We start from the raw sequence: 24163 nt of genomic DNA, 5'->3' as shown, positions 1-24163 counted from the left end.
TGATACCTCTAATATAGTTATAATCTATAAAACTCACTTACGGTTTTTCCGTAAAGAAACTTCCATAAAACTGTACTATTCAAGCTATTCAAGGGTTTAAAAGCTGTAAAAAAAAATGATTTTTTTTAAATCTACTATTTATAAAAACATAGACCACTCTTATTTTATAGAAATCCTTTTTTTCTAGCCTCATTTAATAGAGTTTCATCTTGACTATCTAAAACAGAAAAAACCTCTTTCAAATTCTTTTTTCTTTTTTCAATAGAGCTAGTAGAAACACCCAAATGATTAGTTAAACTTTTTGTTTTTACACCTTGAGATAAGAGGTATAAAATTTTTCTGTCTATATCATCAATTTCAATTTCAGATTCTAAAGTTACTCTTAAAAACCTACTCACAGTAGTACTATAAAATGGTGGATTATTAACTACTGCCTGAAACGCACTAGCAAGTTCTCTTGATGTTAAATCACTTTTAACAACAAAACCTTCAGGTTTAATTTCTTTAATGATATTATGTATTCTATAAGGCTCATTAAACATGGTAAGAATAACTATTTTTGCTTCTGGTAAAATTTCTCTTGCATATTTAGAAAGATCTTCGCCAGAAGTTATTGTTTCATCTGCTGAAGGTGGCAAGCTTATATCCATAAATAGCACATCATAAGGATTTTCTTCCTCAATAGACTTTTGCATTAATTGCATAGATTGGTCACAGGTATTTGCAATATCAATTTGTAATTCTTGTGTTTCCTTTTTTGTAGCTAATAATGTGTTTTGATACCCTTCAATAATCATAGGATGATCATCTGTCATTAATATTCTAATTGTTTCTTGCATTTTGTTAGGTCTTTTGGCTAGATTGGAATTTTAATGGTAATGTTTGTTCCTTTATTTATTTGTGATTTAATTTTTAATTCTCCAAAAATTTCTTTTACTCTTGAGGTAATGTTTTTAATACCAATTCCTTTTTTAGATTTGTTAATTTCAAAACCAGAACCATCATCTGTAATCGTTAGACAAATTACATTTTTTTTAATACTAAAACTAATTTCTACTTTGGAAGCTTTAGCATGCTTATATATATTTTGAAGCGATTCTTGCAGAATTCTATAAATATGAATTTTGGTTTTATTGGTTATAGCATCCCAATGTATAGAATCGTCATTTTTAAGCTTATACTCTAATTGATATGCTTTTGTTTGTGTTTCTAATAATGTTTTTACAATATCTATAAATCTAGAATTTGAAATAAAATCGGTATTTAACTCATGAGACACCTTTCTAATTTCCTGCTCTATAGCTTGTAGCTCATCAATATAACTTTCTCTAGATTGAATAGCTTCTTCAGTATTACTATTGTTTAAACTATCTAAACTTAATCTGGTACCAAAAAGCCTTCCTAAAATACCATCATGAAGTTCTTCAGAAATTCTTCTTTTTTCTGTACTTCTAGCTTCATCTATTTTGTTTTGCTGAGATAGCATCAAATTATAGATTTCTTCATTTGTCTCTTGTTGTTGCTGTTTAAAGGTTAATTCTTTGTTTTTAGAGATTTGCGTAAAAATTATATATATTAATGCTAGTGTAACAAACAAACCTATAGAAAGCAATAAAAACAAGAACCTTTCTTTAGATACTTTTTCTTTTTCTGCCCTTATTTGGTCTGTTTCATAATCAATTCTAGCAAACTTATTTCGTATAGATCGTTCTGCTTTTTGTAAACTATCGCTTAATTTAATGTAAGCATTTAAACTACTTGTTGCTTGTTCTCCTGTCTCTATTTTAGACTTTAGCAAAAGAGCTTCTAATATGGTTTCATTGGCTACTAAATCCTTTCCTATTGCATATGCCTTATCTACATAATGCCTAGCGCTATCTTTATTTTTGGTTTCAAAATAAAAATCTGCCATATCCATACTAATAGACAAAAGCCCTACCTCATCGTCTTCTTTTTCACTTATTTGGTAGGCTTTATTAAATAGTGATTTAATTTCAGGTGCACTAGCTGTATTATTTTTAAATTTTGCATGTGCCAATCCGGATAAAATAATAGAATATGAAGTTGGGTCAAAATCTAGAATAGACGCATCTTCATAAAGTTTTTTATAAAGTCGCTCTGCAGTAACATAATCTCCTTTTCTTCTATATAATGCAGCTATATTTATATTAGAAAACAATGTTTTTTCATAAGAGTCTTCCATTCTATTACAAATGTCAAGCGTCTTATCATAATACTCTAAAGCTTTATCATATTGTTCTAATTCTGCAGAAACAATGGCAATTAAATTATTAGCGTTCCATAAAGTTTCAAGATTATAATCATTTTCTGGCAGCTGCTCTATTAGTGCAATAGATTTGATAGCATTACTTTCACAGCCTATATAATCTCTTTCGGTTTCTTGTATATCTGCCATATTAGCTAATACTTCACCTTGACTTTTTATGTTTTGTAATACTTCAAACAATTTAACTGCTTTAAAATAGTAGAAGTAAGCACTATCGTGTGCTTCATAAATATGATGATATAGCCCTAGTATGTTCTCTGCATTAGCAATAGCAAAAGTGTCTTTAACTTTTTTTGCCAATTTTACATTTTCATGGTTAATTTTAAATACCGAGTCATAGTCTCCCTGAATAAGAAACAAATAAGAAAGCACTCTTTTACTAGCTAACAAAGTAGAATCTTGAGATAGCTTAGTAGACATTTTAATAGCCTTTCTAGCGTATTCAAAACGTTGTGCTAACTGGGTGTTATTATCATTAGCAAGACTACGTAAAGTAAGGATACTATCTAACGCTTTATTTTGCGCAAACAAACTAGAGCTAATAAGACAGAGTATTACTAAAGGAAGTAATTTATTTAATGATTTTATCATATTATAAATCAAATTTATAATTTTTCATTAAATATAATTTAAAAAAACTTAGATAAGTAAAATAAAAAAAAAGCGTTTCAATATTCTTGGAAACGCTTTTTTTATTATGGTATTTTTTAACCTTGTTGTGGTATTTTTATTCCTTTCTTTTCTTTTTTAAAGGTAACTTTCACAATGGTTTGATCATTCTTATCTTTTTCTTCAGTTGGATTTTGTTGTGGTGTTAAAGATGCAAATATTGCACATACTACAGCTACTAATAAGGTAATTTTTAGGGATTTCATTTTATTTAAATTTATAGTTAATATTATTTTTAGTTAAACTATTTACACGTATTTATGTTTATAGTAGAATAAATAGAAAATTTGCTATAATAACAAAACAGACTTTTAGCCTATTTTGAATTTATTGAGGGAATAAATAAAATGGATTAAAACTACAACCAATTGATTATCAACAACATAAATCCGAATCAACATATTAAAAAACACGATTAAACACGTTTTTTACCGATTAAAGGTATAATTTAAATACATAACTACCAAATATAAAGCACATTAGCTGTAAGAATACACTTCAAAAAAGGTCTAAAAACAAAAAAGCTTCACAATTTTCTTCACAGAAAAAAGGAAAGCTTTCCATCGGTTTAACTACTTAAACCATTGATAGACTTTAACATCTATCAAACAACACAACTAAATTTTATTGCCAAAAAAAGCTCCAATCTCTCGGAGCTTTTGCAATTTTAGCGGTCTGGACGGGACTCGAACCCGCGACCCCCTGCGTGACAGGCAGGTATTCTAACCAGCTGAACTACCAGACCGTTGCGTTATTGCGAGTGCAAATATACACACCTTATTTAATATCTCACAAGTTTTTTTGAGTTTTTTTTAAAATATTTTTGTTAAATAAATTTTTGCCGCTCTATCATATACGTTGTCAGTATATTATCAAAATTTTTATTTATGTCTGCTGCAACATATTTAATTCGGTATTGGCCACATTTTAATCGTAGTTGTTTAAAATAATCTGAAACGGCCTTTTCATAATTGTCTTTTACGGTTTCAGAATAGAGGTTTATATGTTCTCCTGTTTCTACATCTACAAAACGTTTTGGTTTATTATCAAAATTAAAGTCTAGTTCTTTGTTCTTATCATACACATGAAACAACACTACCTCATGTTTATTGTGTTTTAAATGCCTAAGTGCCTCAAAGAGTTTTTCTGCATCTTCACTGGCCTGAAACATATCTGTAAAAAGGAATATTAATGAGCGTCTGTGAATTTTTTCTGCTATAAGATGTAAATAGTCGTAGGTTTCTGTTTTTTTGTTTAATGCTTTTGTAATTACGGCATCACTTAATTGATGCAGTAACATTTGGTGGTGCCGTTCGCTTCCTTTTTCTGGTGCATAAAAATCATAGTTATCACTATAAATACTTAATCCTACAGCATCGCGTTGCTTTTTTAACATATGCATTAAAGAAGCAGATGCTAAAGCAGAGAATGCTATTTTATTTAAATGATCTATAGAAAAATTTTGCATTTCTGGATAGTGCATAGAGCTACTATTATCTAAAATAAGATGACAACGTAAATTGGTTTCGTCATCATAGCGTTTCGTATATAGCTTGTCTGTTTTTGCAAAAAGTTTCCAGTCTATATGTCTGGTGCTCTCTCCTTGGTTATAGATTTTATGTTCTGCAAATTCTGCTGAAAAGCCATGAAACGGACTTTTATGCATACCAGAAATAAAGCCTTCAACCACTTGTTTGGCAAGCAATTCAAGGTTTTTAAATCCTCCAGCTTTATTTAGTTCATCTCTTAAATTCAATGTTTATGTTTTGCTTAGAAGTGCGTTAAGGATTGCAGCGATATCCTTTTTTGTTTTTTTCAAAAAAGATTTAGCGGAAAGCCTGGTTTTATTTTGCTTTTTCTGCAAAATAAAAAACGCCCCAATTATAATAGCTCTAAACTAAAAAAGGTTTGCCATTACAGCAAACCTTTTATCTTTTCTTTTAGGTTTTATTTTACAAAAGCGCGTCTATTGCATCTGAATATGCTTTTTTAGGAGCAACTCCTACTTGACGTCCTACAACTTCTCCGTTTTGAAAAACTAAAACAGTAGGTATGTTACGCACACCGTATTTTGCTGCAAATTCTTGGTTAGCATCTACATCTAACTTACCAACTACAGCTTTACCATCGTAATCTGTGCTAATTTCGTCAATGATTGGTCCTACCATTCTACATGGTCCACACCAAGCTGCCCAAAAGTCTACCATTACTGGCTTGTCGCTTTTTAATACTGTTTCTTCAAAGTTTGCATCTGTGATTTCTAATGCCATAATTTTATGTTTTAATTGAATTTTACTTCTTGTTTATATGCAATATTAGTCAAAAATTTTGCCAAAGCTTACAAACTGCCAATTTGTTCTGTTTATTGACGTATTGTTTTAGTCTATTATATTAATTTAATTTATAAAAAACTTGCTGGTTATCTAGTTCATTTAGTAGTTCTTGGCTAACTTTTATTTTTTGCCTTCTACTTATCATTGGTAATTTTATTTGTTCTGCGTTATCGTAAACGATAAAGTTTAAAGCCTGACTTCCTGGATGCATATTAAACAATTGTTTTAGAGCATGAATTTTTTCTGCTTCAATTTCTTTAATGTTTAATTGTATGGATAATTTTTTAGCATAGGTATCCATCACGTCATGCAAGAGCTGAAAATTATTAAATTGCATTCTGGGATCGCTTTTCTTTCCTGTATCTTTGTTTACCCAACCTTCACGAATAAATATTTTGGTATACACAAAATTGTTTTTCATTAAAAAGTGTCTGAATTTTAAATATTCTTCACCAAAAATTCGAAACTCAAAACTATCTGTATAATCTTCCATAGTAAACATAGCCCAACCTTTACCTTGTTTACTTACTCTATGTTGTACATCTGTTACTACACCACCAAAAGTAAGCTCTCTATTTACATAGGTTTCTAAATCATTAAATAATGCAAGGTTTGCATTGCAAAAGGTTTTCATTTCGGTTTTAAAATCATCTAAAGGATGCCCAGAAATATAAACACCAACTACTTCTCTTTCTTGTGCAAGTTTTTCCATGGTTCCCCATTCTTCACAAGGTGGCACTATTGGTTCTTCAATTTGAACATCACTAGCTTCGCCAAAGAGACTTACTTGTGCCGAGTTTTCATTTTCTTGGTGTTTTGCTCCATATTTAACTGCTTTTTCAAGAAAGGTAACCCCATCACCTTCATCATGAAAATATTGTGCTCTGTGTGTATCTCCAAAACCATCAAATCCTCCTGCAAGTGCTAAGTTTTCGAATGCTTTTTTATTGGCTGCACGTAAATCTATTCGTTTTGCTAAGTCAAAAATAGATTTATAAGGTCCGTCTTTTCTATTTTCAACAATGGTTTTTACAGCACCATGACCAACACCTTTAATGGCTCCCATACCAAAACGTACTGCATAATCTTGGTTTACCGAAAATTTGTAAAAACTTTCATTTACGTCTGGACCAAGCACATTAAGTTTCATACGTTTACATTCTTCCATAAAGAAGGTAACCGATTTAATATCGTTCATATTATTAGAAAGTACAGCTGCCATATATTCTGCAGGATAGTGTGCTTTTAAATATGCGGTTTGATAGGCAATCCATGCATAACAGGTAGAGTGCGATTTATTAAAGGCATAACTAGCAAAGGCTTCCCAGTCTTTCCAGATTTTCTCTAATTTTTTAGCATCATGACCTTTAGCTTCTGCTTGGGCTATAAATTTTGGTTTCATTTTATCTAAAACCGCAATTTGTTTTTTACCCATAGCCTTACGTAGTACATCGGCTTCACCTTTGGTAAAATCTGCTAGTTTTTGCGACAGAAGCATTACCTGCTCTTGGTATACTGTAATACCGTAGGTTTCTTTTAAATATTCTTCCATTGCAGGAAGGTCATATTCTATTTCTTCGTCTCCATGTTTTCTTCTAACAAAACTTGGAATATACTCCATTGGTCCAGGACGATAGAGTGCATTCATTGCAATTAAATCTTCAAAAACCGTTGGCTTTAAATCTTTAAGGTGCTTTTGCATTCCTGGAGATTCATATTGAAACACTCCCACTGTTTCTCCTCTTTGAAAGAGCTCATATGTTTTTTCGTCATCTAGTGGAAAACTATCTGGATCTAAAAGAATATCGTGTTTTGCTTTTACAATTTTAACGGTATCTTTTATTAGAGTTAATGTTTTTAACCCTAAAAAGTCCATTTTTAACAGCCCAGCATCTTCAACAACCGAGTTATCAAACTGTGTAACATATAAATCGGAATCTTTTGCTACAGAAACAGGTACAAACTTAGTGATATCATCTGGTGTAATAATAACACCACATGCGTGAATTCCTGTATTACGAACAGAGCCCTCTAATGTTCTTGCTAGGTTTACCGTTTCTGCTTGTAAATCATCACCATCAGAAATATTTAAAAGCTCATTTACTTTTTCTAAATCTTCGGCTCTAAACTTCTTTCCTAACTCTTTTTCATCTAAACCAAAAATCTTGTTTAGTTTAGACATATTTGGAATTAGCTTAGCAATTCTATCTGCATCAAATAATGGTAAATCTAGTACACGAGCAGTATCGCGAATAGAAGATTTGGCAGCCATGGTACCATAAGTAATAATCTGTGCTACTTGATTGCTTCCGTATTTATCAATTACATAATCCATTACACGACCACGACCTTCATCATCAAAATCGATATCAATATCTGGCATACTAACACGATCAGGATTCAAGAAACGCTCAAAAAGCAGGTTGTACTTTAAAGGATCTATATTGGTGATTTTTAAACAATATGCTGCTACAGAACCTGCTGCAGAACCACGACCAGGACCTACAGAAACATCCATATTTCTGGCTTCGCGAATAAAATCTTCTACAATTAGAAAGTATCCAGGATATCCTGTTTTTTCAATAACACTAAGTTCAAAATCTAAACGATCTACTACTTCTTCTGAAAGTTCTTGACCATAACGTTCTTTAGCTCCTTCATACACTAAATGTCTAAGAAATTTATTTTCCCCACGTTTACCATTATCAACTTTGTCTTCTTCAAAAACAAACTCTTCAGGAATATCAAAGGCTGGCAATAATACATCACGAGCTAGTTGAAATGCTTCTACTTTATCTACAACTTCTTGAATGTTTGAAATAGCTTCAGGAACATCTTTAAACAAGGCTTTCATTTCATCAGGAGACTTAAAGTAGTATTCCTGATTTGGTAAACCGTATCTGTAGCCTCTTCCTCTTCCTATTGGTGTTGCTTGCTTTTCACCATCTTTTACACAAAGTAAAATATCATGAGCATTTGCATCTTCTTTTTTACAATAATAAGTATTGTTAGTGGCAACCAGTTTTACATCATGCTTTTTAGCAAAATCAATAAGTACAGGATTTACACGATTTTCATCTTCTTGATTATGACGCATTATCTCTACATAGAGGTCATCACCAAACAAATTTTTCCACCATAATAGCGCTTCTTCTGCTTGCGTTTCTCCTACGTTTAGTACTTTACTTGGTACTTCTCCATACAAGTTTCCTGTTAAGCAAATTAAGTCTTCTTTATATTCTTCAATTAGTTTTTTATCAATTCTAGGCAAATAGTAAAACCCATTTACAAAGGCATGTGAGGATAGTTTAGCTAAATTGTGGTATCCGTTTTTATTTTTTGCAATAAGTATAATTTGATACCCATTATCTTTTCTTGTTTTATCTAAATGGTTTTCACAAACAAAAAACTCACAACCAATAATAGGTTTCATTTCGTTTAATGTAGCAGGCTCTCCTTTTTCAATTGCTTCTGCGTTTTTAGCCTGTACTGTTTTATTATGGTTATTTACCGCTTTTACAAAGTGAAAAGCCCCCATCATATTAGCATGATCGGTTAGCGCTACTGCAGACATGTTATATTCTGCTGCAGAAGCCACTAATTTAGGTATGCTTATAGTAGACTGTAACACCGAAAATTGCGAGTGGTTATGCAAATGGGTAAATTCTACTGTTTCAAGACTTGCAATATTTTGCTTTATTTCTTGTGAAGAAAGGTCACTAGTTTGCTCTTCTTGTATTCTTTTACTAATCTTAGCACTCTCTTGCTTTAAATTAATATGCTTTAACCCTATTAACTGAATAGGTTTCGGGTTCTCTTTAGTAAAATTCTGAAAATAATCTGGCGCTACATCTAACTGTTCTTGGGTGTATTGCTCTCTTCTAATCAGTTCAAAAAAGCAACGCGTTGTAGCCTCAACATCTGCTGTTGCATTATGCGCTTCGCCAAAAGGCACATCAAACAAAAACTGGTGTAATTCTGTTAAGGTTGGCAATTTAAACTTACCATATCTACCTCCTGGAATTTGGCATAAGTTTGCTGTATCTTCAGTACAAGTATCTAAAACAGGTAGTTCTTGTAGCACATTACCTAGAGCTTGACGTTCAAACTCTGCTCCCATAATATTAAGGTCAAACTTTACATTTTGCCCAACTACAAATTTGGTTTTACCTAAAGCTTCATTAAATTTTTCAAGAACTTCAGCTAAAGGCACACCTTGTTCTTGTGCTAATTCTGTAGAAATTCCATGAATTTTTTCTGCATCATAAGGTATATTAAACCCTTCTGGCTGCACCAAATAATCCTGATGCTCAATACAGTTACCCATAGCATCGTGCAATTGCCAAGCTATTTGTATACATCGAGGCCAATTATCTGTATCCGTAATTGGAGCATCCCAACGTTTAGGTAAACCAGTAGTTTCAGTATCAAAAATTAAGTACATAAAGGTGTTTTATTCAGAATAAATGAGAGGGTTAAAATTAAGAAAAAAAGAGGGTTCAGCGATGGAAAGTTATAAACAGTTTTAAACAAAAAAAAGCGCAACCTGTAAGATTGCGCTTTTTTTAAAAAGAATATTTTTTTTAATTGCAGGTCATACCTGAAGTTTCTAATCCAGAAATATAATCTTCAAAAGAAACACCTTGTAAATCTACTGTGTTAGACGGAAAACCAGTAACGGTAACAGTCATTGTTCCGTCTTGATTATCACAATATTCTGTTTCTGGAACAACACTACTTGAACAAGTTTGGCAAGTTCCTGTTACCACAGTACCATCTGCACAATTAAGTCCATCAATAATACCTTGTAAAACACCAGTATCATCACCACAACTAGTAATTTGTTGTGTTAAAGCCGCTTCATACGCGCTACAAACAGAAGCATAATCTGAACTAGTAACATCTGTTGCTTGATAAACTAACAGAGCAGCAGCAGATGCAGCAACAGCATCATCACAAGAAACAACCACAGCACTAGAGCCACCACTAGAGATAGGTACTTCATAAAAAACACCTTGACTAAAATTCACTTTATTTAAACCTGATTCTGAAAAAGCATTAAACCAAAACGTTCCTGAAACCGCATTACCAGACTCACTATAATCCGTTATTACAATTTCACCATCTGCAGGATATATTTGTATAATTGGATCTGGTTCATTATTGGTAGAATAAGCTATATCTTGCGTACTAACAAAAGTAGCTTCACTAGAGCTACCTTCACCAAGCAAATAAGACCCAACACTTGCAGATTGCGTTTTTAAAACAATACTCTCACTTCCTCTTCCTCCACTAATAATTAATTGTCCACTACCATTAATTTCAGCAGTGTAATAATCTGCTCTCCAGAAGGCACTATCTTTTTTACCTTGTAATGCTGGTGTATTAAATTCTAGGTCTTCACCACAACCTACCATAAATAAAGCCGAAACAATAAATAGAAATAACTTTTTCATAATTTTTTATATAATTTGAGAGCCTAAAAATAGCATAAAAAAATGATTAACAATAGAAGATGAATATAAATTATTTATAGTATCTTTGCACACTTATTAATAACCAGAGGTCGAGAACCTCAATGAATTAATTATTATGCCTGTAAAAATTAGATTACAAAGACACGGTAAAAAAGGAAAACCTTATTACTGGATCGTAGCAGCAGATGCTCGCGCGAAAAGAGATGGTAAATACCTAGAAAAATTAGGTGCTTACAATCCAAACACTAACCCAGCAACTATTGATTTAAACGTTGATGGCGCTGTAACATGGTTAGAAAATGGTGCTCAACCAACAGATACAGCTAGAGCTATTTTATCTTACAAAGGTGTTTTATTAAAAAAACATTTAAAAGGTGGAGTAACTAAAGGCGCTTTAACAGAAGAGCAAGCAGAAGCTAAATTTACTGCTTGGTTAGAAGAAAAAGCAAGTAAAGTTGGAGCAAAAACAGATGGTTTAGCTAAAGCTGAAGAAGAAGCTAAAGCAAAAGCTTTTGCAGCTGAAAAAGCAGCAAACGAAGCTAGAATTGCAGCAAACACTCCAGTTGTAGAAGAAACTACTGAAGATGCTCCTGCAGAAGAAGCATCTAACGAAGAAGAATAGAAAATTATTTTTTTATACTTTTAAACTCCAATACTTTTGTGTTGGAGTTTTTTTTATTCCTTTGCCAAAGGGAATCCCATTAGGCTTTAAATAATTACAAATAAATTTTCGTTGATACGGAAATGAAAAATTATATTTTTCAATGAAAAAAGAAGATTGTTTTTTTCTAGGTAAAATTGTAAAAAAGTACAGTTTTAAAGGTGAAATTCTAGTAAAACTAGATACAGATGAACCAGAAATTTATGATGGGTTAGATTCTGTTTTTGTAGATTTAAGAGGTAACTTGGTTCCTTTTTTTATTGAAAATGCACAATTACATAAATCAGAACTACTGCGCATTAAATTTGAAGATGTAGATACAGAAGATGATGCAGATGCTATACTAAAAAGCAATTTATATTTGCCATTATCCTTTTTGCCAAAACTAGAGGATGACAAATTTTACTTTCATGAAATCATTGGTTTTACAGTAAAAGATATAAACTTTGGTGATGTAGGTACTATAACAGGAGTCAACGATACTACTGCACAAGCTCTTTTTGAAATAGATAGAGATGGTATTGAAATTTTAATACCAATGAATGATCACTTTATTAAAAAAGTAGATAAAAAAAACAAGGTAATTCTTGTAGAAACGCCTGAAGGATTGATTGATTTATACTTAGAAGAATAAGCCCATCTAACTCCTTCACAAAAGGAAGGACTTTTACTCTTATGAACAAACCCTTTCAATTTAAAGAATTTGAAGTAAATCAAGATCAATGTGCCATGAAAATTGGTACAGATGCTGTATTACTTGGCGCTTGGACATCTATACAACAAAACCCTTTTGCAATTCTGGATATTGGTGCAGGAACTGGTGTTTTGTCTCTTATGCTAGCACAACGTTGTTTTGCCCAAGTAGTAGATGCTTTAGAAATTGACGATGCCGCTTATGAGCAATGTGTAGATAATTTTGAAAATGCACCATGGAGTGACAGACTCTTTTGTTACCACGCGTCTTTAGAAGAGTTCACCGAAGAAATTGAAGACAAATACGATCTTATTATTTCAAATCCTCCTTTTTATTCTGAAGACTTTAAAACAGAAAGTAACCAACGTGATTTAGCAAGGTTTCAAGATGCCATGCCTTTGCAACATTTAATAGAAAGTGTAGCTACATTATTAGCTGAAGATGGTATCTTTTCTGTTATTATACCGTTTAAAGAAGAACATAAACTTATTGAATTAGCTTCAAAAGTAAAATTATTTCCAAATAAAATTTTACACGTAAAAGGAACACCTACTTCAGAAATAAAACGAAGCCTATTAGAATTTTCTTTCCGCGAAAGCGAAATAAAAAAAGAGGCTCTTATTATTGAAACAACAAGACACCAATATACAGAAGACTACATAAATTTAACCAAAGATTTTTATCTTAAAATGTGATATTTAAATTTGGCAATGAAAACGATTTCGTTACTTTTGTTAAACTTATAAAATAACGCCTTCTATTTTGATTAATTCTCAAAATTTAGAAGCCTTAAATATCATAATTAGAATGAAACCAGATTTATTCGAAGCACCAGATTATTATAACCTTGACGAATTACTTACCGAAGAACACAGATTAGTACGTGATGCAGCAAGAGAATGGGTAAAACGTGATGTTTCACCAATTATTGAAGAGTATGCTCAAAAAGCAGAATTTCCTACACAAATAGTTAAAGGTTTAGCAGAAATAGGTGCTTTTGGACCTTATATTCCGGTTGAATATGGTGGTGCTGGTTTAGACCAAATTTCTTATGGTTTAATCATGCAAGAGATAGAGCGAGGAGACTCTGGAGTACGTAGTACAGCTTCTGTACAATCTTCTTTAGTGATGTACCCAATCTGGAAATATGGAAACGAAGAACAACGCAATAAATACTTACCTAAACTAGCGTCTGGAGAATGGATTGGTAGTTTTGGACTAACAGAACCAGACCATGGTAGTAATCCTGGTGGCATGGTTACCAATTTTAAAGATATGGGAGATCATTATCTTTTAAATGGTGCAAAAATGTGGATTTCAAATGCTCCTTTTTGTAATGTGGCTGTAGTTTGGGCTAAAAATGAAGAAGGACGTATTCACGGTTTAGTGGTAGAACGCGGTATGGAAGGCTTTACCACACCAGAAACTCATAACAAATGGTCCCTTAGAGCTTCTGCTACTGGAGAATTAATTTTTGATAATGTAAAAGTACCTAAAGAAAACCTACTACCTAACAAATCGGGTCTTGGAGCTCCTTTAGGATGTTTAGATTCTGCTCGTTTTGGTATTGCTTGGGGAGCTATTGGTGCTGCTATGGATTGTTATGATACAGCTTTACGTTACAGTAAGGAACGTTTACAATTTGGAAAACCTATTGGGCAGTTTCAATTACAACAAAAGAAATTAGCCGAAATGATTACCGAAATTACCAAAGCCCAATTATTAGCTTGGCGACTTGGTGTAATGCGTGAAAACGGAACCGCTACTTCTGCACAAATATCTATGGCTAAAAGAAATAATGTAGATATGGCTTTAAAAATTGCACGTGATGCCAGACAAATGTTAGGAGGAATGGGAATTAGTGGCGAATATAGTATTATGAGACACATGATGAACCTGGAAAGTGTGGTTACTTATGAAGGTACTCACGACATACATTTACTTATTACAGGATTAGATGTTACTGGCTTAAACGCCTTTAAATAGTAACCAAAATTACTAAACAACGTTTGATTATTACAGCAGCGTGTAACCTATTTAAAATTAAAATTCACAAAAATGCTTCTCAATTATTGGGAAGCATTTTTTATTAAAAATTTGTTTACATTTACTATATGTTTTCAGCAAAAAAACGATTAGACAAAGCGTATAAAGAAGCTAAAGTTGTAGCTTTTGATAATGATTCTAAATATATTTTTTTTAGTGATTGCCATCGTGGTGATAATAGTTTTGCAGATGATTTTGCAAACAACAGAAACATTTATTTTCACGCCTTAAAACATTACTATGCCGAAGGTTTTACCTATGCCGAAATTGGAGATGGTGATGAACTTTGGGAAAACTTATCATTTACACCTATTTTAGAAGCTCATAAAAATGTGTATGAACTCATGAAACTTTTTCATGAACAAAACAGATTGCATATGATTTGGGGAAACCATGACATGGTATATCGAGACCCTGAATATGTAAAAAGAAACCTATCTACTTATTTTGACCCTAAAATTGGCGAAGAAGTTGCCTTATTTTGTGATTTAACCTACCATGAAGGTATTATTTTAAAACATACCAAAACCCAACAAGAAGTCTTTTTAACACATGGTCACCAAGCAGATTGGTGGAATTATACCTTTTGGAAATGGAGTAGGTTTTTAGTTCGAGTACTTTGGAAACCCTTAAACGTGATGGGAATTGCAGACCCTACAAGTCCTGCAAAAAATTACAAAGAATTAATAAAAGTAGAACGAAAAACTAAAAATTGGATTTCAGAGAATAATAACTTAATTACTATTGTTGGCCATACCCATAGACCACGTTTTCCCGAACCTGGTGACATCCCTTTTTTTAACGATGGTAGCTGCGTACACCCAAGAAGTATTACAGGTATTGAAATTGAAAAAGGTAAGATTTCATTAATTAAATGGCAAATTGCCACAACTGAAGATGGCACACTAAAAATAGTTCGTGTGTTATTAGAAGGTCCAAAAAAATTATTAGATTATAAAACCCTTTAAAGTTAAAGGGAGTTTACAAAATTTAGCAAGTCTTCACGTTGGTCTGTTGTTAAATCTTTAAACATACTCTTAGCGTTTTCAGCTTCTCCTCCATGCCACAATATAGCTTCTGTTATATTTTTTGCTCTTCCGTCATGTAAAAAATCGGTATGTCCATTTACTACTTGTGTTAAACCAATACCCCAAAGTGGTCTTGTTTTCCACTCACTACCATTTGCTAAATAATCAGGTCTGTTATCTGCTAAACCTTCTCCCATATCATGTAAAAGCATATCTGAATACGCATAAATAGTTTGGTTAGATATTGCTGAAATTGTATTACTAGAAGTAGTCATACTTGGCACATGACAAGAAGCACATTGTAAGTCTTCAAAAAGTTGTGCTCCTCTTCTAACAGAATCATCTTCTATATCTCTTGGAGCAGGAACTGCAAGTGTTTGACAATAAAAAACAACTTGATTTAAAATTTCTTCGGTCAATTCAGGATCATCTGCTAACCCATCACTTCCGTTTGTTTGCCCAAAGCCTGTTTCTTGTGAAAACAAAGAGTTTGTAATTCCCATATCATGTAGATAAGCTCCAGCACATTGTTCTAAAATAGTTGCCGTATTTGCTTTCCATCCAAAACGACCAATTTGTGTAGTACCAGAAACAACATCAAACACATAATTAGCTTTTCCTGAAATTCCATCTTGATCGATATCATCAACATCCTGATACATTAAAATTTCAGATTCTGGAATTGCCTCTAATAAACCTAATCCAAAAACAGGAGGTGCGAGTCTTGGAGATAACAATATGTTACTTGGTGCAGCAACATAGGTATCTATTAATGTATAATCTGGTTTTTGAAGTGTTATTTCTGTTCCGTCTGCCAAAGTTTCAACAATTGTAGTATAATTAACCTGAAACTTTGCTTCTGGTTCATAACCAAAAATAGCTTGATTTTGTATTTGCAACCCAAAACCAGGAGCAGGAACAGGTCCTCCGTTTACATCTTGACCAGGAATACTGGATCTTAGAAAAAAACCACTTAAACTATTTAAATTGTCTGGAAAAGGAGCTCTTCCGTCTTTAGGATGACAGCTTATACAAGATGTATTATTAAAAATAGGACCTATACCTTCATTAACATCTGCTGGAGCTGTTACAAACGCAGCTTCAAACTGAAAATCACCATCTAGATGCATATCTAAATCACTTCCGTTTAAATTAGCTGCAGGAGTACTAAATGCATTGCTAGAGGTTAAAAATATAGTAGTATCACCTCCTGCTAGCAAACGATTTTCTAAATCAGGTAAATCTACATAATCTTCAGAAACATCCTCTGAGCAAGATGTAAACAACGCTAAAACAAAAACAAATAATCCTACTTTATTAATACAACTTTTCAAAACTGAAATTTATTTATAAAAGAAGCATGTATACACATGCTTCTTTTTAATTGATAATCACTCTATAAACCAGTGATAAATGGTGTTAAATCTGACTCTAAAACAACTAGTAATTCTGCTACTTTAGTTTGTGCATTTTCTACTGCTGTTCTATTATTAACAATAGCATCTGTAAACGTACCAGGAATGGCTTCAATTGCTAAAATAGCAGCAGAGATAGCTGTTGTTATTTCGGTATCTAATGTTGTGTTTGTTAATGCTACAACATTAGTTATACCATTTCCATTATTGCCATTATAGTCTCCTAAATAGATATTTTGAATACTTCTAATATTATTTGCAAAATCTAATTTAGAATTGTTGCTAAATCTAGATTCTTCTGCTTCTGGTTTTGGTCCTCCATTATTACCATTTAAAGGTTCTTCAATTTTACCATTTGCAACCTCATCTGCAATAATTACTAAACCTTCAACAATTTCTTCTAATGCACCTTTTTGAGAGGTATAAATAGATCCTGATTCTCCAGCATTAACAAAGTTTGAAGCAAAATCACCTTCAGAGCTTAACCAACCATAATATAATTCTTGAGTTTTACTTTTTAAATTTTGTGTTGCAGCTACCAAATATTCAAGCTCTCTTGTTGTTAATTCTGAAGCTGTTTTATTTCCTTCTAATCCCCAAACAAAATACTCAATAGTATGAAACCCTCTAGCTTCGTTATTACTTTCTAATAAAGTAGAAGTAATTTCATTGTTACTGCTTAAAATATTATCAATAGCATTAACGTCTACAGGCCAAGAATCAATAGCTGGATCAATTCCGTCTGTATCTACAGGACCATATAAAAATCCTTCTGATTTCTCCCAAGGAGCTCTAGTATTTTGCCATGCTGTTTTTACAGCATCTAAAGCAGATTCATCTCCAATAGTTAAATTGCCAGCTGCAGTTTCTAAAGCTACAGCGTTTGTGTATAAACTATTATATGTTTCTGTAATTACGTCTATAGATAAGTCTGTTAATACTTCGGAATATACACTTGCGTTAGGGTCTGTTGTTTCTGAACTTGCATCATTATCGCTACAGCTAGTAAAACCTGCTAATGATAAAGTTATTAAACTTAAAAATAAGGTGCTTTTTTTCATTTTTATTAATGTTTATTGTATTAAAATTTAAATCCTATTCCAGCAGAAAAGGTTTTGTCGTGTTGTTTTTCTCCTGTATATTCTAAGGTTGATAAGTCGTAGTTTTCTGAACCTAATTGTCTATCTGCATATTGTGCTTTTACTACAATTTGAGGATGCACAAACCAATTTATTCCTCCTGTAATAGTACTGCGTTCCCAACGCGGATTATCTACAATGCTACCTTCTACGTCTTGCATGGTATCATAATAGTCATAGCGTACAAAAGGGAATAATTGTTGTGTAGTATTTTCTGTAATTAACGGTAAGATGTTATATCCTATTTCGGCAGAGACACCTAGTGCATTTTTACCCACTGGAGTTCTTTTTACACCTAAATTATTAGATAAATTTGCGTTGCGAGTAGAAACAATATTAGAATTTTCAAGGTTTCCGTATAAAGCGATTGCATTAAATCTTAAGTTATTTTCGTTATAAGTTACATGCCCTTCTACAATGGTAACATAAGCGCTCTCACTCATATCATCTTTAGGTCTATTTGCTGCTGCATCATTAATATAAGCTGCAACACCAACATAAGTATCTTTATGTGTACCAAATTTATAATCTAATCGTGCTGAAAAAGCTAAAGATTCTGCATTTGCCATTTCGAAACGTTGTTGGTACCCTTCTTTAATCCATCCTCTTGAAGAAAAACCAGAGGCATCTAACCCGCTAACAATATAAGCTCTATAGTTAAATCTTTTTGCAAAAGTACCATAAACCTCAATTCCTGTTTCATACCAACCTAAAGGCAAAATGGCATTTTCCATTTCTTGACGTGTAGTAGTAAAATATTGTACAGGTGTATCTAAACTTTGGTGTAAACCAAAATACATTTTCATTTTACCTGCACGCACATTAAAATAAGGTTTAATTTTAAAATTAATATGCACTTGTTCTAGCTTAACACCACCACCTGTTTCAATTTCTTGTTCAAACTCACCAAACTCTTCTTGAGTATCTAAATCAACAGCAGAGGCTGTACCACCATGCTCGTACTCAATCTCTGTTTTTAAGCTTATTTTGTCTGTAAATTTATATTCTAAATATAGGTTTAAGCGTTCTGCATCAAACTTATCTTTTAGTGTAGGATCGGTATCATAATCGTTATTGTAGTAGTTAATAACTCCGTAACCTCGTAGACTAAAGTTACTCCATCTTAGCAATGGTTCTTTTTTAGATTCTTCCTGAATTTTAAACTCTTCTCTAAGCTCTTGCTTAATTTCTTCTTTAAGCTGACTTAAAGTTATAGAATCCTGTTTTACTTGCGCATGCATTCTAGCAGTAAAAAATACTAGAAGAATTATGATACTCTTTTTCATTTTATTCTAAATATGAGTGCAAATCTATACTTATTTAGAATAAATAAAAATAAAAAAGGATTTTTTTTAATGTGTCTGAATAAAACTAAAATGAGTTACCATAAAAATAGGTACATGAATACGTTATACTAGTAAAAACGTATTAACTCTCTGGTGCTAACTCAACCTCTAAGCCTTCCATTTCTGGGGTTATTTGAATTTGACAACCTAAACGCGAATTCTCTTTAACATCAAAAGCTTCACTAAGCATTGCCTCTTCGTCATCTTGCATTTCTGGAAGCGCTGTATCGCTTAACACATAACATTGACAAGAAGCACACATAGCCATACCACCACAAATACCAATAGTTCCTTCTGGAGCAAGCTCATAAGAACGAACCACTTCCATTAAATTCATAGCCATATCTGTTGGTGCTAACACATCATGTGTAACACCATCTCTATCTGTTATTTTTATATTTATGTCTTGTTCCATCTTTAGTTTCCGCGAAAGCGGGAATCTTTTTAATTTTAACACTGATATTTTCTTAATTTACAAAGAGACTCACAGTGTTTGAATCGTTTATTAATTGGAGTAAGGATAGCTTATGTAGCTTACTCTATTTTCTTCACTACTGCTTTTGGTGCTTCTTTTCTGGTTCCATCAAAACCATTAACACCACTTACAGTTGTGTACTTTAATACAAATCTTTTACCAGGATTTATAATTTGATATGCAGATTGGCACATTAATGTTGCTTCGTGAAATCCGCAAAGAATTAATTTTAATTTTCCTGGATACGTATTTACATCACCAATAGCATAAATACCAGGTATATTGGTTTGGTAATCTAATGCATTATTTACTTTAATGGCATTTTTTTCTATTTCTAATCCCCAATTTGCTATTGGACCTAATTTTGGTGAAAGCCCAAAAAGCGGTATAAAATGGTCACATTGTATTTCAAATTCTTTTTCAATATGCTGTGCTTGTTTTACAACTACGGCTTTTACATTTTTATCTCCTACTATACCAATTACTTCAGCTGGTGTGATTAAGTTTATTTTTCCTGCATTTTTAAGTTCTTGAACTTTTTCTACAGAATCTAAATGACCACGAAACTCATTTCTTCTATGAATTAAGGTTACCTCACTAGCTATATCACTTAAATAAATACTCCAATCAAGAGCAGAATCTCCTCCACCAGCAATTACCACTTTTTTATTTCGGTACATTTCTGGTTCTTTAATCATGTATTCTACACCTTTATCTTCAAAGTGAGCAATGTTGTGTATTAATGGTTTACGTGGTTCAAAGCTACCTAATCCTCCTGCTATTGCTACCACAGGAGCTTGATGTTTTGTTCCTTTGTTAGTGGTTACAATAAAAGACCCATCTTCTTGTTTTTCTATGGTTTCTGCACGTTCACCAAGGGTAAATCCAGGCTCAAATTGCTTACATTGTTCCATTAATTTATGGGTTAAATCTCCTGCAAGAATTTCTGGATATGCTGGAATATCATAAATAGGTTTTTTAGGGTAAAGCTCTGAGCATTGTCCTCCTTGTTGTGGTAAGGCGTCAATTAAATGGCATTTTAATTTTAGTAAGCCAGCTTCAAAAACAGTAAATAATCCTGTTGGACCAGCACCTATAATAAGTATATCTGTTTTAATCATAATAATGCCCACGAAAGTGGGAATTTGTTTTAAATATAAACCTACAAGGTTTTAAGGTCTTGCAGGTTTTTTTTCTTTATTTTATTTGTTCAAAATTACGCAATAGAATGCCTATATTTTATGACATTTATCAGTTTGCGTGAAGGATTGAACGGCCTGTTTGAGCTCCTCGCAGAGAGCGAGTAGTGAAAGACTGACCCTTGTGGTCACGCCCTACTAAGCTTCTATATTAATAACTTGTTCTATTTGTGGTGCGTATTTTTTTATAGTCATTTCTACGCCAGATTTTAGCGTCATTTGATTAACACTACAACCAACGCAAGCGCCTTGTAATTGTACTTTTACAAGCTTATCATCTTCTATGGATAGTAGTGAAATATCGCCTCCATCACTTTGTAAAAAAGGGCGAATTTCTTCTAGCGCTTTTTCTACATTTAGTCTTAGTTCTTCTGTGCTCATTTGCTATTTTTTTACTGCTGAACAACCAGCCATTGTTGTAATTTTAATTGCTTCGGTTGGAGGTAAATTATCATTTCTTTTTACTACTTCCTGTACCATATTTTGCGTGATTTTTTCAAATTCTTGCTCTAATGGTGTTGCGGTTTGTAGTGCTGCTGGATGCCCAACATCTCCTGCTTCACGAATGCTTTGTACTAAAGGAAGCTCTCCTAAAAATGGTACTTTTAAGTCTTCGGCAAGGTTTTTTGCTCCTTGTTTACCAAAGATATAATATTTGTTTTCTGGCAATTCTGCTGGTGTAAAGTACGCCATATTTTCAACGATTCCTAAAACAGGAACGCTAATGCTTTCTTGTTGAAACATTGCTACTCCTTTTTTAGCATCTGCCAAGGCAACGTTTTGTGGTGTACTTACTACTACTGCGCCAGTTATTGGCAGCGATTGCATGATGCTTAAATGAATATCTCCTGTTCCTGGAGGTAAATCTAAAAGCAGGAAATCTAATTCTCCCCAAGCGGCATCAAAAATCATTTGGTTTAGTGCTTTTGCAGCCATTGGTCCACGCCATACTACTGCTTGGTCTGGTTTTGTAAAAAAGCCAATAGATAATACTTTTACGCCGTAATTTTCTACTGGTTTCATTTTAGATTTTCCCTCTACATTTACCGCTAGAGGTTTTTCATTAACCACATCAAACATAATTGGTATAGAAGGACCATAAATATCTGCATCTAGAATACCTACTTTAAAACCCATTTTTGCAAGGGTTACTGCAATATTTGCGGTAACTGTAGATTTACCTACACCACCTTTACCAGAAGCTATTGCTACTATATTTTGAATGCCAGGAATATTTTTTCCTTTGATTACATTAGGAGCAGATTTTGTTGGTGCTTCTACTTTTACATTCACTTTTATTTTAGCTTTTTCATAGACTAATTTATGAATGGTTTGCAGGATTTCTACTTCGGTTTTCTTTTTTGCTTGTAAACTTGGGTTTGTAATAGTAATATCTACAACTACCTCATCACCAAAAGTGATTACATTGGTTACTGCGCCACTTTCTACCATGTTTTGTCCTTCGCCAGGAGCTGAAATAGTTTCTAGTGCTTTTAATATGTCTTGCTTGTTGAGTTTCATGTTTTATATCTATTGAAAATATAGTCTGAAAATACAGGCTAAACTTTCAGATTCTATTAAGATTAATTCTAAACAGCAAATATAATTAATATTGCTGTAAGTGAGAAGATTGAAGCTGGAAGTTTTTTTATAGTATTATTGATGAAAACTATTATAGTTAACTTACAATTATTTATAAATTTTATACCAATTAGGAAGTAATAAAAGAGTTGCCAAAAATGAATTATAATTCTTTTTGAGGATCCCAAAACAAGGTTTCAAAATTTTGAATTTGGTTCTCTACCACCACCACACCTTCACTTTCTAATAACTGCTGCATGAGGTTGGTACCATCAAAGTGCATTTTACCCGTAAGCAATCCTTTTCTGTTTACCACGCGGTGTGCAGGAACGTCTTTACCTGAAGAACCATTCATGGCATAGCCAACCATTCTAGCACTTTTTGCTGCTCCTAAATATTTTGCAATAGCACCATAACTAGTTACACGACCATAAGGAATTAGCTTTGCTACAGCATACACTTTATCGAAAAAATTTAATGTTTCTTGTTGCATTATATTTCTTTAATAATCTGAAATAAAGTAATCATAGAAATTATTCCTGTGACTGTACCAATAAGATAATTCATACTTTTTTGAGAGGTAAGTGTTTTGCTTTTAATTTTATCGAAAAAGAAAATATAAAAATAAAAAACCACAAAACTTCCGGTTACTGCTCCTGCTACGTATGAGAAAATAATTGATTTTTCAAAATTCATCCAACCAAAGGAAACAATAGTAATACTCATATATGCTTGGTATGGAATTGGAAATACGTTTAAAGCCGAAAGCAGCATACCTTGAAAAAACCTACTCTTTTTACTTTTAACTTTAATTTCTGCTTTAGGCTTGTCTTCGGTTTTTGCTATAGCCAAAAAATAAATTGTAATAAGCACAAATAAAACAAAAGCAACACGCTGTAAAACCTCTACAACATCTTGGTGGTTGCTTAAATAACGTGCAAACAAAACACCAATATAGGTTTGAAATAAAATGACCACACAAGCACCTATAGAAAAAGTAATACCTCTAGAGTATCCATCTTTTAAACTAATTTTAGCAGCTGTCATATTTAATAATCCTGGTGGAATAACACCAATTAGCGCAACTAAAGCTCCTAAAAAAAAGGTAATGGTTATGCTCAAAACTATTTGATTTTAAAACGAATATACGTAATTGCCTTATCTTGACTAAGGTACTGACTCTCGTAAAAAGTTTGAATACTAGTCACCTCTTCTGGGCTACCTTCTTGCTTATACACGTTATGGTTTGCGTATAACACCTCATGACCTTCACCATGTAACAAACCTAGAGTATAACCGTGCATAAACTCACTATCTGTTTTAAGATTCATGATTCCTTCTGGCTTTAAAATGGTTTTATAACGTTTTAAAAACTGAGAATTTGTCATTCTATGCTTAGTACGCTTGTATTTTATTTGTGGGTCTGGAAAAGTAATCCAGATTTCATCTACTTCATTTTCTGCAAAAACATATTCTACCAACTCTATTTGTGTACGAATAAAAGCTACGTTTGGTATGTTTTCTTCAATAGCTGTTTTTGCTCCTCTCCAAAAACGCGCACCTTTAATATCTATACCTATAAAGTTTTTGTTTGGATATTTTTTTGCTAAAGCAACGCTATACTCGCCTTTACCACAACCTAGCTCTAAAACTAAAGGATTGTTATTTTTAAAAAATGTAGTATTCCAATTTCCTTTTAATTTATATTCTGCATCTACAAGCGCTTCTCTTGTTGGTTGAAATACGTTTTTAAAAGTTTCGTTTTCTCTAAAGCGTTTAAGTTTATTTTTACTTCCCACAATTATTTAATGTT

22 protein-coding genes and 1 tRNA gene are annotated in these 24163 nt (G+C 32.7%); 5 read left to right on the top strand and 18 right to left on the bottom strand.

Annotation, left to right across the window (positions count from 1 at the left end; all coding sequences use genetic code 11):
- Positions 1 to 164 precede the first annotated feature (164 nt).
- From KO494_RS05955 to KO494_RS05920, 8 genes are all read right to left on the bottom strand, one after another.
- Positions 165 to 839, bottom strand: a complete 675-nt coding sequence (locus KO494_RS05955; RefSeq protein ID WP_215966688.1) for a response regulator — start codon at positions 837 to 839, stop codon at positions 165 to 167.
- 17 nt (positions 840 to 856) lie between these two features.
- On the bottom strand, positions 857 to 2878 hold the full coding sequence (locus KO494_RS05950; protein WP_215966687.1) for a tetratricopeptide repeat-containing sensor histidine kinase: 2022 nt from the start codon (positions 2876 to 2878) through the stop codon (positions 857 to 859).
- Between the two features lie 116 nt (positions 2879 to 2994).
- A complete protein-coding gene (locus KO494_RS05945) occupies positions 2995 to 3162 on the bottom strand; it encodes a hypothetical protein (RefSeq protein ID WP_215966686.1) in 168 nt (55 codons plus the stop codon).
- A gap of 465 nt (positions 3163 to 3627) precedes the next feature.
- A tRNA-Asp gene (locus KO494_RS05940) sits at positions 3628 to 3701 on the bottom strand.
- Between the two features lie 81 nt (positions 3702 to 3782).
- Positions 3783 to 4712 carry a DUF58 domain-containing protein gene (locus tag KO494_RS05935; RefSeq protein WP_215966685.1) on the bottom strand — a complete coding sequence of 310 codons (930 nt, stop codon included), beginning with the start codon at positions 4710 to 4712 and terminating at the stop codon, positions 3783 to 3785.
- A 196-nt stretch (positions 4713 to 4908) separates the two neighbouring features.
- Positions 4909 to 5226 carry a thioredoxin gene (trxA, locus tag KO494_RS05930; RefSeq protein ID WP_215966684.1) on the bottom strand — a complete coding sequence of 106 codons (318 nt, stop codon included), beginning with the start codon at positions 5224 to 5226 and terminating at the stop codon, positions 4909 to 4911.
- 121 nt (positions 5227 to 5347) lie between these two features.
- The gene (gene dnaE / locus KO494_RS05925; protein ID WP_215966683.1) at positions 5348 to 9733 is read right to left on the bottom strand and encodes a DNA polymerase III subunit alpha; all 4386 of its coding nucleotides are present in this window, start codon (positions 9731 to 9733) and stop codon (positions 5348 to 5350) included.
- 139 nt (positions 9734 to 9872) lie between these two features.
- A complete protein-coding gene (locus tag KO494_RS05920; RefSeq protein WP_215966682.1) occupies positions 9873 to 10745 on the bottom strand; it encodes a DUF6252 family protein in 873 nt (290 codons plus the stop codon).
- 136 nt (positions 10746 to 10881) lie between these two features.
- Between KO494_RS05920 and KO494_RS05915 the strand changes: the two genes are divergently transcribed.
- From KO494_RS05915 to KO494_RS05895, 5 genes are all read left to right on the top strand, one after another.
- A complete protein-coding gene (locus KO494_RS05915) occupies positions 10882 to 11388 on the top strand; it encodes a 30S ribosomal protein S16 (RefSeq protein WP_215966681.1) in 507 nt (168 codons plus the stop codon).
- Positions 11389 to 11530: 142 nt separating this feature from the next.
- Positions 11531 to 12061, top strand: coding sequence for a ribosome maturation factor RimM (gene rimM, locus KO494_RS05910; protein WP_215966680.1), 531 nt, complete (start codon positions 11531 to 11533; stop codon positions 12059 to 12061).
- A 41-nt stretch (positions 12062 to 12102) separates the two neighbouring features.
- Entirely contained in the window at positions 12103 to 12816 is a 714-nt protein-coding gene (locus KO494_RS05905; RefSeq protein ID WP_215966679.1) for a tRNA1(Val) (adenine(37)-N6)-methyltransferase, read from the top strand.
- 112 nt (positions 12817 to 12928) lie between these two features.
- Complete coding sequence (locus KO494_RS05900) at positions 12929 to 14107, top strand: acyl-CoA dehydrogenase family protein (RefSeq protein ID WP_215967019.1); 1179 nt, start codon at positions 12929 to 12931, stop codon at positions 14105 to 14107.
- Positions 14108 to 14235: 128 nt separating this feature from the next.
- Complete coding sequence (locus KO494_RS05895) at positions 14236 to 15135, top strand: metallophosphoesterase family protein (protein WP_215966678.1); 900 nt, start codon at positions 14236 to 14238, stop codon at positions 15133 to 15135.
- 2 nt (positions 15136 to 15137) lie between these two features.
- Here KO494_RS05895 and KO494_RS05890 read toward each other — a convergent pair whose 3' ends face one another.
- The 10 genes from KO494_RS05890 to trmB form a co-directional block, all read right to left on the bottom strand.
- Entirely contained in the window at positions 15138 to 16517 is a 1380-nt protein-coding gene (locus KO494_RS05890) for a di-heme oxidoredictase family protein (RefSeq protein WP_215967018.1), read from the bottom strand.
- A 74-nt stretch (positions 16518 to 16591) separates the two neighbouring features.
- Positions 16592 to 17671 carry an imelysin family protein gene (locus KO494_RS05885; RefSeq protein ID WP_215966677.1) on the bottom strand — a complete coding sequence of 360 codons (1080 nt, stop codon included), beginning with the start codon at positions 17669 to 17671 and terminating at the stop codon, positions 16592 to 16594.
- A gap of 20 nt (positions 17672 to 17691) precedes the next feature.
- On the bottom strand, positions 17692 to 19035 hold the full coding sequence (locus tag KO494_RS05880) for an autotransporter outer membrane beta-barrel domain-containing protein (RefSeq protein ID WP_215966676.1): 1344 nt from the start codon (positions 19033 to 19035) through the stop codon (positions 17692 to 17694).
- 142 nt (positions 19036 to 19177) lie between these two features.
- Complete coding sequence (locus KO494_RS05875; protein WP_215966675.1) at positions 19178 to 19510, bottom strand: 2Fe-2S iron-sulfur cluster-binding protein; 333 nt, start codon at positions 19508 to 19510, stop codon at positions 19178 to 19180.
- A gap of 119 nt (positions 19511 to 19629) precedes the next feature.
- Positions 19630 to 20691 (bottom strand): NAD(P)/FAD-dependent oxidoreductase, encoded by a 1062-nt coding sequence (locus KO494_RS05870; protein WP_215966674.1) that lies wholly within the window; start codon positions 20689 to 20691, stop codon positions 19630 to 19632.
- 216 nt (positions 20692 to 20907) lie between these two features.
- A complete protein-coding gene (locus KO494_RS05865; protein ID WP_215966673.1) occupies positions 20908 to 21150 on the bottom strand; it encodes a NifU family protein in 243 nt (80 codons plus the stop codon).
- 3 nt (positions 21151 to 21153) lie between these two features.
- On the bottom strand, positions 21154 to 22290 hold the full coding sequence (locus KO494_RS05860; protein ID WP_215966672.1) for an Mrp/NBP35 family ATP-binding protein: 1137 nt from the start codon (positions 22288 to 22290) through the stop codon (positions 21154 to 21156).
- Between the two features lie 223 nt (positions 22291 to 22513).
- Positions 22514 to 22843 carry an MGMT family protein gene (locus KO494_RS05855; RefSeq protein WP_215966671.1) on the bottom strand — a complete coding sequence of 110 codons (330 nt, stop codon included), beginning with the start codon at positions 22841 to 22843 and terminating at the stop codon, positions 22514 to 22516.
- Complete coding sequence (locus KO494_RS05850; protein ID WP_215966670.1) at positions 22843 to 23472, bottom strand: LysE family transporter; 630 nt, start codon at positions 23470 to 23472, stop codon at positions 22843 to 22845. The genes KO494_RS05855 and KO494_RS05850 overlap by 1 nt, the downstream gene beginning before the upstream one ends.
- A 2-nt stretch (positions 23473 to 23474) precedes the next feature.
- Positions 23475 to 24149, bottom strand: coding sequence for a tRNA (guanosine(46)-N7)-methyltransferase TrmB (trmB, locus tag KO494_RS05845; RefSeq protein ID WP_215966669.1), 675 nt, complete (start codon positions 24147 to 24149; stop codon positions 23475 to 23477).
- Positions 24150 to 24163 lie beyond the last annotated feature (14 nt).

The organism is Lacinutrix sp. C3R15 (genome assembly GCF_018860825.1).
In the GTDB taxonomy this organism is placed as follows: domain Bacteria; phylum Bacteroidota; class Bacteroidia; order Flavobacteriales; family Flavobacteriaceae; genus Oceanihabitans.
This window is presented reverse-complemented; position numbering and strand designations above follow the sequence as displayed.